Origin of the sequence: Verrucomicrobium sp. BvORR034 (genome assembly GCF_000739635.1) — a bacterium.
Classification (GTDB): domain Bacteria; phylum Verrucomicrobiota; class Verrucomicrobiia; order Verrucomicrobiales; family Verrucomicrobiaceae; genus Verrucomicrobium.
On record NZ_BATQ01000028.1, the window covers coordinates 1 to 12,596 of the forward strand.

The following is a 12,596-nucleotide window of genomic DNA, read 5'->3' on the forward strand; positions in this document are numbered from 1 at the left end:
TATTGCGGCGGAGTGGGACGGGGAGGGAAGCTTGTGGATGCATTCGTGAGAATGCGTGGGGTGCAAGTGGCTGGATGGGGGCTTGGTCCTTTGTCGTGCGAGCGACGTCCTGACCGCGTTTTGACAAACGCAGCCACGAGAGCCCACTCATCCAACCGCGTGGGCTGCGCTTCAGTCACCCGCCTCTCAGCCTCCGCAGGCTGAAGCCTGTACTCCGTACAGCTCCAGACCCAACCCCTTGACGTACTGCCCACTGACGCACTGCCCACTGACGCACTGCCCACTGACGCACTGGACCGCCGCAGGCGCTGACTCACTGACGCACCGGTTTCCCCGACTTCGTCAGTATCCCCACGAGCAGCCGTTCCAGTACGAGCTGGGGTTCGATGCTGGAGGTGACGAGTTTCAGGTTGGCATCCAGGCAGGCTTGCAGGGCCAGACGCAGTTCTGCGGCGGTGAAGCGCTGGGTTTCGCCGAGGGCGAGGAAGATGGGGTAGACGTTCAGGCCACTGCCGTCTTTTTTGCGCGGGAGATGCGCGGTTTCCTGCTCGGGCAGCTTGTCCAGAAAGCTGCTGAAGGCGGGATAGCCGTTGCGGGGCAGGCGCGGGTGGCGCTGCATGAGATCCGCGGCCAGCAGCATGCCGCGGACGCGCGGTACGATGGCGGCGAGCAGGATGCCGATGGCATTTTGGCCCTGGTAGATGAGGGTGCGCACGAGTTCCAGCGCGCGGCGAAGGTCACGTTTGCCGAGGGCGTTCCCCAGCTCAAACACCACGCCAGCGCGGTTCAAGGGAACTAACAGACGCACGTCGTCCACGGTCACGCGACGTCCATCGGTATAGAGGCTCAGCTTTTCCACCTCGCTGTCGAGCTGGCGGGTGTCTTCCCCGGCCAGTTGCACGAGCATTTCCAGTGCTTCGTTTTCAAAGCTCACGCCCAGCTCGCGGGCGCGGCGTTCCACCAGCGGGATGACTTCGTCTTCCCAGCCGGTCTTGGAGGTGTCGGGCTTGTCGAAGACCCTCACGTCCGCCAGCTTGGTCAGGCGCTTGTAGGCGGAACGGCGCTTGTCCACCTGGGAGGCGCTGAGCAGGAACTTCACGTCGGGCGGGAGATGCTTCTCGACGTAGTCGATGATGGCCTCGATGCCCTCGACGGCGGCATTGGAGCGACCCACCACACTGTCCGCCAGGAAGTTGGCGTTCTTCAACCAGACGAGTTTCTCTCCGCCAAAGAAGGGGAGGGTTTGCAGGGCATCCAGCACCCGGCGCACGATCTGGCCGCAGTGCTCGGCGCTCTCGGCGATGCCTTCGATCATGTCCACGCCGAAGTCGCCGGCGTCGGCAGGGGTTTGCTCGCGAGAGAGCTTCAGCGCGGCCTCTTTCATCCGGGCATCGTCCGTACCCATCACGACGGTGAAGTTCGTGGCGGCTGCGGCGGAGGCGGCTTTCTTGGAGGGCGGCATGGGCGGCCCATTTTGGAGGGGAATTCCGGCTCTGGCAACCCCGCGCCTCCCCGGATTGCTCGGTGGTGCCCGCAGCTTGTTCCTTGCCGTGCGGCCAGAGCCGGGGCTAAGTTGCCGCATGTCCACCCCCTTTCTTCTTCCTCTGCTTGAGACCGATTCCCCAGACTGGCAGGCCGTGCTGGAGGCGGTGATTGCCGAATTCGGCTGCTCCACCGGGACGCTGCACCGCATTGACCCTGCTGATGGGCTGTTGAAGCTGGTGGCACAGAAGGGCATCCCTCCCCAGCTTCTGCCGGTGGTAGAGACGATTCCGGTGGGCAAGGGCATCGCCGGGGCGGCAGCGGAGAGGCGTGAGCCGGTGGAACTCTGCAACCTGCAGGCAGATTTGGGCGGCGTGGCCAAAGAAGGTGCGAGGCAGACCAACGTGCAGGGCTCCATCGCTGTACCAGCTCTGGCCGGGGATGAACTGCGCGGCACGCTGGGCATCGGCAAGATGGTGCCGTATGACTTCACCAGTGAGGAAAAAGAGCAATTGCTGGCGATTGCGGAAGCGATTGCCCATAAGCTCGCATAGGTGACTTCCCTATATTTGGTCGCCATTTAACAGACGGTGTATTGACTTTGTGAGTTCTTTTCGGCTATGCTGCGGGAAAATCGCTTCCCGCTTCGCACGGCCATGAAAAGCTCCCTCTCCGTTGCACTCGCCATTGCCCTTTTTGGGCTTGCTCCCACCCTGCAGGCGGAGGTTCGGACCTTCACCAGCGCTGAGGGACGCACCATCTCTGCTGAAATCGTCTCTGCGACGGTGGATCTGGTCAGTTTGAAGATGGCGGATGGCTCGACTGCGACCCTGCCCCTGACCCGGCTGGTCGAGGCGGATCGGGAGCACATCAAGCAATGGCTCAAGGCCAACCCCACAGAGGTGCGGTACAATTTTACCGTGGACTGGACGGATGAATGCCTCTCTGGCAAACAGCGCGCCCGGGCCAATGGACCGGCGGTGGTGGAATCGAAAGAGAAATGGGTCTGCCACTTCAAGGTCATGAACCGGTCGGGCCAGACGCTGGAGAACGTGGAAGTGCGCTACCAGATCCACTACACAAATGTCGATGGGAAGGTGAAGTCTGCCGAGCATGTCAAAGGCTCCAAGAGCATCCCCGCGATCAAGTTCAATGAAACGGTGGCCCTGGACAGCGAGACCCTGGAACTGGCGGTGACCCAACTGGCACCGGGCTGGACCTGGGCGGATCCCAAGATGCGTCGCAAGGAAAACGATGACATCAAGGGGGTGGTGGTGACGCTTTACCATCAGGGGAAGCAGGTTCACGAGTTTGTGAGTCGGGGGATCACCAAGGCTCCGGAAGACAAAGGGAGGCCAGTGGCAAAGCCGAGCTAGGAGGGGAGGGAGAACCCTGTGGCGTGGCTGCGGGGGTAGTCCGGACGTACCGTCCCGCGGCGGAAATTGGTCTTTTGGCGTTTGCAGATCGCCCGCCTGTGCTATCTCGCCGGATGCCTCGTTCTGATCAACGCACCCCCGACCAGCTCCGCAACGTCTCTTTCCAGCTCGACATCGCTCCCCATGCCACGGGTTCGGTGCTGGTATCCTTCGGCAACACGAAGGTGATCTGTGCGGCGACGATCCAGGAGGAAGTGCCCCGCTGGATGAAGGCTCAGGGCGTCTCCGGAGGTTGGCTCACGGCGGAGTACTCCATGCTCCCGTACTCCACGCTGGACCGCAAAGACCGGGACATCAGCAAAGGCAAACTGGACGGCCGCAGCCAGGAAATCCAGAGGCTCATCGGCCGCAGCCTGCGTGCGGTGGTCGATCTTGAGAAACTCGGACCTCGCACGCTCTGGATCGATTGCGACGTGCTCCAGGCCGACGGAGGCACCCGCACGGCCTCCATCACTGGGGCCTGCGTGGCGTCGGCGATTGCCTTTAACCGCCTGCTGGAAAAGGGTGTGCTTCGTCAACAGCCGCTGAAGAAGAAAGTGGCCGCCATCAGCGTGGGCATCTTCCGCAATCAGGCGCTCCTGGATCTCTGCTATGAAGAGGACCGCGATTCCGACGTGGACTGCAACTTGGTGATGACTGAAGACGGCCAGTTCGTGGAAATTCAGGGCAGCGGGGAGGAGTCCACCTTCAGCGAGGCCCAGCTCAGTGCCATGCTCACCCTGGGCAAAAAAGGCATTGTGGAACTCTGCAAGCTTCAGGCGGAGGTGATCAACTCGGCGATCAAACCCAAGGCGGCTGAGGCCGCCCCGGCTCCGGTCAGCCTGAAGGCCCCGAGCCTGGAAGACGCTTTCAAGAACCTGTAGGGCCGCGCCCGCTGCGCGGGAGACAGAAGACTTGAGGTCAGGGGGCTTCTCCCGCCATGTCTCTGGACATCCAGTTTTTCATCGCACCCTGAGAAGGTGTCGGACGTTGCCAGCCGGGGCGACGTTTCTGGCACCCTTTCAGGGTGCTTTATTTTAGCTTCTATTTCCAGGGGTGTCGCTTCGCTCAACCTCTGGCTACCTTCTGGGATGCCTTCGGCATGGGGGAGGAGGTGTGGGCTGGGGCGCTGGGTGTTGGGTGTTGGGTGTTGGGTGTTGGATAGAGCGTATGGGACCTAACGGCCAAACAGGACAAATGGAGATCGCGCTGAGACGCTGGAGCGAAGGGTTCACCATGAATAGCAAGGGCTACCCCCTGGATAGCGCCGTTCACCTGCTACCGCGGAGCGGTAGGCCATCGCATGGCGTCCCCCAGACGACAACACCGTCATCCACACTATCCGTCATTTGGACTCCATTGGCCTACCGCTCCGCGGTAGAAGTCCTTCTCATCAACTTCCATGGGTAGTCCTCGCTACACTCGGCCGACCCATGGCTACGCATGGCGAACCCTCCGGGTTCATGAGACAACTCGCAAATGGACGCCCTGACGCACTGGAACCGCAGCGGCGCTAGAAGATGGCGCGGTAGCCAAGGGCGGGCTGCGGGTTCGGTCCGTCCCGTGGCCTAGAGCGCGATGCGGCATCTTGGCAGGGCACGGCGCAGGGACTCGGCCCCGGCACCGGAGACCTTGGTGCCCTGAAGCTGGATCAACTGGAGACCTGGTGCGAACTTGAGGGCTTCCAGGCCGGCGTCGGTGATGCCGGTGCCTCGCAGATCCAAGCGTTGAAGCTTGCGGCACTCTCCCACCCGCATGAGGTGGGCGTCGGTCACGCCGGTGCAATTGGCCAGCACCAGATTGTTGAGCCGGGGCAGGCTGGAGGCGAGGTCGATGACAGCCGTGCCGGAAACGGGGTTGTTGGTCAGGTCCAGATAGTCCAGCTTTTGGAGGGGGGTGATCGCTGACAGGTCCTCGTCCTTCAGGTTGCTGCGCATGAGCGTGAGTGATCTCAGGAGGGGATAGGCACGCAGCGAGCGGATCCAGTCGCTCTTGGACGCTTGCGTCACATTGAGGTTGAACACGTACAGGATCTGAACCCCCTCCAGCGTCGGCATGGCGGGAAGGTCAAAGGCGCAATTCACAAAACCCAGGTTGCGAAGAACGGGTGCACTGGAGAGGGGGCTCAGCATGTCCGAGGTGAGGCGGATGTCGATGAGCCGCAGCTCCCAGAGTTTGGTGAAATGTTGCAGCTCTTTTGCATCGTCAACGGTCATCGGGGTGCGGCCCAGCGTGAGTTGCTCCAGCTGAGGGGCGCGTTCCCGCAGGATGGGGAGTGAGCCTCCGGTGAATCCGGTCCGTTGCAGCCGCAGCATCTTCAAGGCAGGCAAGGCGGGGAGATTCTGAAGGGCCTCGTTCGAGGAATCGATGCTGTCGAATTGCAACCGTGCCAGGGAGGCCATGGGGGCGAGACGAGCGAGGTCTCCGCCTGTCACCTTCTGCTCCCCTTTGAAGAAAAATCCCTCCAACTGCGGCTGGCTGGCCAGGAGATCCCAAGGGATGGGAGAGTCCGTGGGCACCATGTTGAAGCCGCAGTCGATCGCAACCAGATGCCAGTCTCCCGGCGGCGGGATCTGCTCGGCATTGGGCACATCCCGGTACTGGTCGGCCGCGCGGATGACGCCCTTGCCGCCTGAGGCGAGCGCCCACTTCAGCAGATCGATGGCTTTCCCCTGATCGCCGGGCCGAACGCTGAGGACGGGGGGCGTCACGGGGTCAGGGGGCTGGCCAGGGGAGCCAGGGCTTGAGGGGCCGGGGCCCGGGGGTGGGGAAGGCTCACCTTCCTCAGATCCAGCGGCTACAACAGGGTGCGGAGTTGCTGGAGCAACCTTGGGAGGCTGGTTCCGGGTGAGGAAAAAGTAGGCACCGGCTCCCGCGAGAGCCACGCAGACGGCGAGGAGACCCCAAGGGGTTTTGGCCTTGGGTGGCGGGGGCGCGTAGCGGGCGGCTCCGGGAGATGGCAGCCGATGGGGGGCGGGTGCCCGCGGGGCAGCAGAAGGGCGCTGGGAGACGGGGATGGCGGCGGCGGGTGGTGCCCCCAGCTGGGAGAGAGCCTTGTGAAAGTCTGCCGCGGTGGGGTAGCGGCTGTCCGCATCATGCGCGATGGCTCGGGCCACGATGCCGTCATAGCGTGCGTCCAACCCTCGCACCCGGTTGCTGGGCGGGAAGTAGTTCCGCCGCGGAATGATGCCGACCAGCATCTCATATAGCATCACCCCCAGTCCGTAGATATCCACCCGGTGGTCTTCGGTCTGGCCGGTGATCAGGCATTCAGGGGCCAGGTAGTCCGGCGAACCCATGGTGATGCTGTTGTCCGCGCCCTCCAGATCGAGTGCTGGCATTTTGGCCAGCCCGAAGTCTGCCACCTTCACCCGGCCCTCGTGATTCACCATCACGTTGGCCGGTTTGATGTCGCGATGGATGATGCCGTGTTTGTGGGCGTGTTGCAGAGTTTCACACACCTGCAGGGCGATGGAGCGGGCCGTCTCCGGGGGCAGGGCCCCGCGGGCGGCGATCATGCGTGCCACGTCCGTGCCCTCCACAAACTCCATCACAAAATAAAGCTGCCCCTCCGTGGTCTGGCCAAAGTCGAACACCGCCACCATGCCCGGGTGCATGAGCCTGGCCATCATGCGGGCTTCCTGGCGGAACCGCTCGGCGTAGTCCACATCCACGCTCCAGAGGTCCGGAGGCAGCAGCTTGATGGCCACCACCCGGTCCAAGCTGACCTGCCGCGCCTTGTACACCGCGCCCATGCCGCCGCGACCCACCAGCTCCAGCACCTCGTAGCCGGTCAACAGCGTCTGGAGATGTTCCGGCGTCGGCGGCACCCATTCTCCGTCTGCAGAGGCGTCGTAGGGAGGTGTCGGGGCATGAATATCGTCAGACATCTGCACCCAGCATAAGCGAAAAGTCAGCGGCAGTGTGCAAAAATCCTGCTGCCTTGTGGAGGTGTTTTCCGCTGGAGACAGGGCTTCCGGAGCGCCACGTGACATCGTCCTCACTTGCGTTTCTCGCATTTCCGGGTACTATGCCCACCCTTTTTGCGCGGGCGGGGCCTTCCGACCGCCTGTTAGCCCAGCCAAGCGGACTGTTATTCCGCCCCCCTCCAGCCCACCCATGTCACCCGCAAACATCCGTAACCTCGCCATCATCGCCCACGTTGACCATGGCAAAACCACGCTCGTGGACACATTGCTCCGCGCCAGCGGCAACTTCCGCGAGAACCAGCAGATCGCTGAGCGCGCGATGGACTCCATGGACCTGGAGCGGGAAAAAGGCATCACCATCAAGGCCAAGAACACCTCCGTTCACTGGAACGACCACATCATCAACATTGTGGACACCCCTGGCCACGCCGACTTCGGCGGGGAAGTGGAGCGCGTGATGAAGATGGTGGACGGGGTGATGCTGGTGGTGGACGCGTATGAAGGCCCTCAGGCCCAGACCCGTTTCGTGCTGCGCAAGGCGCTTCAGCAGGGCCTGACCCCCATCGTGCTCATCAACAAGATGGACCGTCCGCACATTCAGCCGGACAAGGTGCATGACAACGTGCTGGAGCTTTTCCTGGAGCTGGAAGCCAGCGACGAACAGTTCAATGCCGTGTTCCTGTACGGCAGCGCCCGTGCCGGTTGGGTGACGGATTCGCCCGAAGGTGAGCACCACGGGATGGATTTTCTTTTGGAAAAGATTGTGAAGCACATCGCGCCGCCCAAGGCTCAGCCCGAAGGCTCCTTCGAAATGCTGGTGTCCAACATCGACTGGGACAACTTCGTTGGTCGTGTGGCCATCGGCAAGGTGACCCGCGGCAGCGTGAAGTTGGGCGACCGCGTGTTCCTTCTGGGCAAGACGCCGGAAGAGAACGCCAAGGCGATCAAGGTGACCAAGGTGTTCCAGTACACCGGCCTGGGCGTGAGCGAAAACGCAGAAGGCACTGCAGGCGACATCGTCGGCATCAGCGGCTTTGAAGACGTGGACATCGGTCAGACGGTGGCTGGCGCCGCTGACGCGGAAGGCCTGCCTTTCGTGGCCATTGACCCGCCCACGATCGTGATGCAGTTCTCCGTGAACGACGGCCCGCTGGCCGGTCGTGAAGGCGACCACGTGACGTCCCGCAAGATCCGCGAGCGTCTCTTCAAAGAGTCGAAGATGAACGTCTCCATCTCGATCGAAGACACGGACCTCGCCGGTGTGTTCAACGTCAGCGCCCGTGGCGCCATGCAGATTGCGGTGCTCGTGGAGCAGATGCGTCGTGAAGGGTTCGAGGTCGTGATCTCCCGCCCGATGGTCATCACCAAGCGTGTGGACGGCGTGCTTTGTGAGCCGTTTGAAACGCTCTATGTGGAAGTGCCGGAAGACTACGTCGGCGGCGTCATGAAATCCCTGGCGGAACGCAAGGGCCGCATCGAGGACATGAAGACCCACGCTCACGGCAGCACCCTGGTGGCCACCGTGCCGACCCGCGGCCTGATCGGCTTCGAGTTTGAGCTCATGAACCTTTCCAGCGGTCACGGCATTCACAGCCACCTCTTCAAGGAGTACGCACCGCACGCCGGCCCCATGCAGACCCGCAGCACCGGCACCCTGGTGAGCACGGAGTCCGGTGAGGCCACCACCTACGCGCTGGACACCATCCAGGTTCGCGGAAAGCTTTTCGTGGCTCCTGGCGACCAGATTTATGACGGCATGATCATCGGGGAGAACCCCCGCATGGACGACCTGCCGGTGAACCCCACCCGTTCCAAGCAGCTCACGAACTTCCGTGCTGCTGGCAACGACAAGAGTGCTGCGCTGCCTCCTCCGATCCGCTTCTCCCTGGAGCGCGCCATCGAGTATGTCGCCCCGGATGAACTGGTGGAAGCCACCCCCAAGAGCATCCGCCTGCGCAAGCGCACGCTGGACTCCAACCTGCGCTCCCGCGAGAAGAAGAAGCTCGAGGCCGAGATGGAAGCGGTGTAAGTGGGAGAGGGGTAGGGATAAGTTTTAGGAATTTAATGCATTGGCTCCAACTGGCTGTGATCGGCCGGTTGGGGCTTTTTCTTTGTTGGGGGTGGGTGGCACGTCAGGGGGCGGAGCCTACTGCTCCGCGGTAGAGTGCCTGGCTGTGGGTGTCCATGGGTTGCACTCGCTACGTTCGCTTCACCCATGGCATCTATTCGTGGTGAACCCTCCGGGTTCGGAGCGCTGAGGGGGGGTGATGGGATGTTGGAAATAATGTCGGGTGCTTGAGAGGGCGTGGCCTGAGCCGACTGAAGTCGGTACTCCAACCCTGCTTGCGATGTTTTGGGATGAGATGGTCTCAGGGGTGTGGGAAACGAACTGAGTCGTTGGTGAAGCCACCTTTTCCCTTTTGGGGTCAACGGAGAGGGGTGGAGTACCGACTTCAGTCGGCTCAGGGAGCTGTGGAATGGACTGTATTCTGGCGGGGCGTCTTCGCCCTGCTTGGAGGGGCTTGCGATGTCTTGGGAACAATAAAAAACCCCGCCGGCCTGGGGGCTGACGGGGTTTTAGAAATTACCTTTTGTACGGGAGGCTATTCTTCGCGGTTGCCGAAGGGACGGCGTTTCTTGAAGCCGCCGCCGCCGCCGTGGCTGCCACCACTGTACCCGCTGCTGGTGCCGCCGCCGCCGTAGGAGCGGCGTTCGGGGCCGCCTTCACGGCGCGGGAAGCGGGGGCGATCCTGCTGGCCACCGCCTTGATATCCGCCGCCGCTGCCCTGGAAGCCACCACCGCCGCCGCCACTGCCTTCACCCTGGCCGCCCTGCTGGTCGGCCATGTCCATGCGAAGGCTGCGGCCGCGCAGGGAGGAACCCTCGATGCCGCTGAGCACCTGCTGGACAAACTCGGTGGGCACGCCCACGTAGCTGCATTTCGAGAAGATCTCGATGCGGCCGAGGGAGCCCTGGGGGAGATTGGCGGTGCGGTAGATGGCCCCTGAGATCTCACGCGGGGTCACTTCGTCCATCGCGCCCACGTTGATGAAGAGGCGGGTGTAGCCTTCCTGGGTGGATTGGGGACGCGGGCCGGGCGGGCGGAATTCGCGGCCACCTTCGCGCTGTTCGAAGCGCTGCTGCGGCGGGCCGGAGCGTTCGTAGTCCTGGCGGTCTTCACGGCGCGGCTTGCGCTCGGGCTTGGGACGGTCCTCGAGAATTTCCTCGGACTCGCGGGCGGAGTCGGAGAGGAGCAGGTGGAGCAGGGCGCTGGCGATGTCCGTGCTGCTGTGGCCGGCGTCCAGGAGCCGCTGGACGGTGCTCTCGTGGGAGGTGAACTTGCCTTCTTCCAGCGTGGCTTGCAGCTTGGCGAAGTGGGTGTCCACACGCTTGCCGTCCACTTCTTCACGGGTCGGCACCTTGTGGCGCGCGATGTTGACCTTGGCGTAGCGCTGGATGCGCTGCAGGAGGAAGATGTCGCGACCGCTGACGAGGCTCATCGCCTTGCCGCTGCGGCCTGCACGACCGGTACGGCCGATGCGGTGGACGTAGTCTTCTTCGTCATAGGGGAGGTCGAAATTGACGACCAGATCCACGTCATCCACGTCCAGGCCACGGGCGGCCACGTCGGTGGCGGCGAGCACTTCCACATTGCCGGCGCGGAAGTTCTTCATGACGCGGTCACGCATGGTCTGGTTGAGGTCGCCGTGCAGGCGGTCCACACCATAGCTGCGGGCCATGAGGGCATCGGTGATATCGTCTACGGCCTTCTTCGTGTTCGCGAACACGATGGCGAGGCGCGGGTTCTCGATGTCGAGCAGGCGGCAGAGCACCTCGATCTTGGAGCGGCTGTTTACCTCGTAGTAGCGCTGTTCAATCGTCGGCACGGTGAGGGCCTTGTGCTCGATGGTGATGAGCGCGGCGTTCTTCGTGTAGCTCTCCACCAGGTGGCGGATGGGGCCGGCGAGGGTGGCGGAGAAGAAGAGGGTCTGGCGGTTCTCCGGCACGAGGGCCATGAGGGAGTCGATGTCCTCACGGAAGCCCATGTCGAGCATTTCGTCGGCTTCATCGAAGACGAGGGTCTGGAGGGCGTCGAGGCGGAGCATGCCGCGCTCAAGGAAGTCGAGGATACGGCCGGGGGTGCCGACGACAATTTGCGCGCCGTCGCGGAGGCCGCGGATCTGGCGGTCATAGGTGGCGCCGCCGTAGATGGGGAGGGCCTTCAGACCGGGCTTGTGGACGGTGAGCTTGGCCACCTCTTCACAGACCTGCATGGCGAGCTCACGCGTGGGGCACATGATGAGGGCACGCACGCCGCGGTCGCGGGGATCGATCTTCTGCACGACCGGGATGGCGAAGGCCATGGTCTTGCCGGAGCCGGTCTGGGACTGGCCGACGACGTCGCGGCCTTCCAGAGCGGGCGGGATGCCTTTTTCCTGAATGGGAGAAGGCTGCTCAAAGCCCAGGGCCGTCATGGCCTTGAGGATGTCTGGGGCGAGGCCCAGCTCGGTAAACAGTTTCCGGTCCCCGGCCGGACGGGTGGGGGGGACGTCTGCCACGGGCGCAACGGGAGCCTCCGCCATAAGGGGGGCATCCATCGGCGGCAACGTCTCAGCCACAGGGCTGGAATCGGGGAACGGGTTCTGATCCATATTCAAATACCCCCTTGGTATTTGGGGGTTCGAAGGATCTCACACCTCAGGCGAAAGGCAAGTGATACGTTTTTTGGGCGGGCGAGTGTAGGGAAAGGCGGAGCGGCGTCAATGGGGAAATCGGGGCCTGGCCCGCTGCGCGGGAGACAGAAGACGGGAAGACGCAGGACCTCAGACCTGAGGTCAAGGGGGGGCGAGGGCGGTTGTAGCGCAGATTGGCAATCTGCTGTGCCGCCGATTGGCAATCGGCAGGGGTGCCGCCTCCTGACCGCCCCGCATGCGGAACGGAACTCCAACCCTGTGGCGGTGCGTCGGGTGTAGTCCGGCTGTCCCAGCCGGGTTTGGGAGCGGAGGGGGAGACGGCGCAAGAGGCTTGAGCGGCTCGCCGCCCAGCGTGTTGTAGGGCAAGCGCTCCGCTTGCCACGAGCGGCTCCTGAGATGGCAACCGAAGCGGTCGCCCTACAGCTCGGGAGGTTTGGGCATGGGGAGGGGATTTTGGTCGTGGTGGGTTGCTTGGGTGCGGCTTCCTGACCGTCCCGCATGCGGGACGGAACTCCAACCCTGCCGACGGATCTTTTTTTGGTTTGATCGTGGGTGCTCGATGCGAGCGCGCAAGGTGCGCGGCTGGGAACCCCCGCCTTCTTTATGCGGTTTCACATCACTCCACTACTCCAACACTCCCCCGAACCTCCCGCCCCCTCAATACGCCAGCCAAGGCCCCAGCCACTTTTCCATGTGCTCCACGGTCTCTCCCTTGCGGGCGGCGTAGTCGGTAATCTGATCTTTGTTGATCTTGCCGACGGCGAAGTACCGGGCTTCGGGGTGGCCAAAGTAGAGGCCGCTGACGGCGGCACCGGGGTGCATGGCGTTGCTTTCCGTGAGGAAGACGCCGGTGCGCTCGGTGGCGTTAAGCAGGTCGAAAAGGATGGGCTTCTCTGTGTGGTCGGGCTGGGCAGGATAGCCCGGGGCGGGACGGATGCCACGGTAGCGTTCGCGGATGAGGTCGTCGTTGCTGAGTTCCTCGGGCTTTTCATAGCCCCAGGCGAGGCGGGCTTGCTTGTGCATGTACTCGGCCGTGGCCTCGGCGAGGCGGTCGGCGATGGCCTTGGCCATGATGC

At 63.2% G+C, this 12,596-nt stretch carries 8 protein-coding genes; 4 read left to right on the forward strand and 4 right to left on the reverse strand.

The window, feature by feature from the left end:
• Positions 1-313: 313 nt before the first annotated feature.
• The gene (gene holA, locus BV034_RS05170) at positions 314-1,462 is read right to left on the reverse strand and encodes a DNA polymerase III subunit delta (protein WP_050024821.1); all 1,149 of its coding nucleotides are present in this window, start codon (positions 1,460-1,462) and stop codon (positions 314-316) included.
• Positions 1,463-1,580: 118 nt separating this feature from the next.
• On the opposite strand from holA, the gene BV034_RS05175 reads away from it, so the two are divergent.
• The 3 genes from BV034_RS05175 (at position 1,581) to rph (ending at position 3,781) form a co-directional block, all read left to right on the forward strand.
• Positions 1,581-2,036, forward strand: a complete 456-nt coding sequence (locus BV034_RS05175) for a GAF domain-containing protein (RefSeq protein WP_050024826.1) — start codon at positions 1,581-1,583, stop codon at positions 2,034-2,036.
• Between the two features lie 102 nt (positions 2,037-2,138).
• Positions 2,139-2,858 carry a hypothetical protein gene (locus tag BV034_RS05180; RefSeq protein WP_265592648.1) on the forward strand — a complete coding sequence of 240 codons (720 nt, stop codon included), beginning with the start codon at positions 2,139-2,141 and terminating at the stop codon, positions 2,856-2,858.
• A 113-nt stretch (positions 2,859-2,971) separates the two neighbouring features.
• Entirely contained in the window at positions 2,972-3,781 is an 810-nt protein-coding gene (gene rph / locus BV034_RS05185) for a ribonuclease PH (protein WP_050024830.1), read from the forward strand.
• A 684-nt stretch (positions 3,782-4,465) separates the two neighbouring features.
• On the opposite strand, the gene BV034_RS05190 is transcribed toward rph, so the two are convergent.
• On the reverse strand, positions 4,466-6,787 hold the full coding sequence (locus BV034_RS05190; protein ID WP_050024832.1) for a protein kinase: 2,322 nt from the start codon (positions 6,785-6,787) through the stop codon (positions 4,466-4,468).
• 229 nt (positions 6,788-7,016) lie between these two features.
• Here BV034_RS05190 and typA point away from each other — a divergent pair, with 229 nt between their 5' ends.
• Positions 7,017-8,855: a translational GTPase TypA gene (gene typA, locus BV034_RS05195; RefSeq protein ID WP_050024833.1), complete on the forward strand. Its 1,839-nt coding sequence runs from the start codon at positions 7,017-7,019 to the stop codon at positions 8,853-8,855.
• 574 nt (positions 8,856-9,429) lie between these two features.
• Here the strand turns inward: typA and BV034_RS05200 are convergent.
• Together BV034_RS05200 and BV034_RS05205 are read right to left on the reverse strand one after the other, a co-directional pair.
• Complete coding sequence (locus tag BV034_RS05200) at positions 9,430-11,478, reverse strand: DEAD/DEAH box helicase (RefSeq protein ID WP_050024835.1); 2,049 nt, start codon at positions 11,476-11,478, stop codon at positions 9,430-9,432.
• Positions 11,479-12,177: 699 nt separating this feature from the next.
• Positions 12,178-12,596: vitamin B12 dependent-methionine synthase activation domain-containing protein (locus BV034_RS05205; protein ID WP_265592649.1), on the reverse strand; the 419-nt coding region annotated here is incomplete at its 5' end.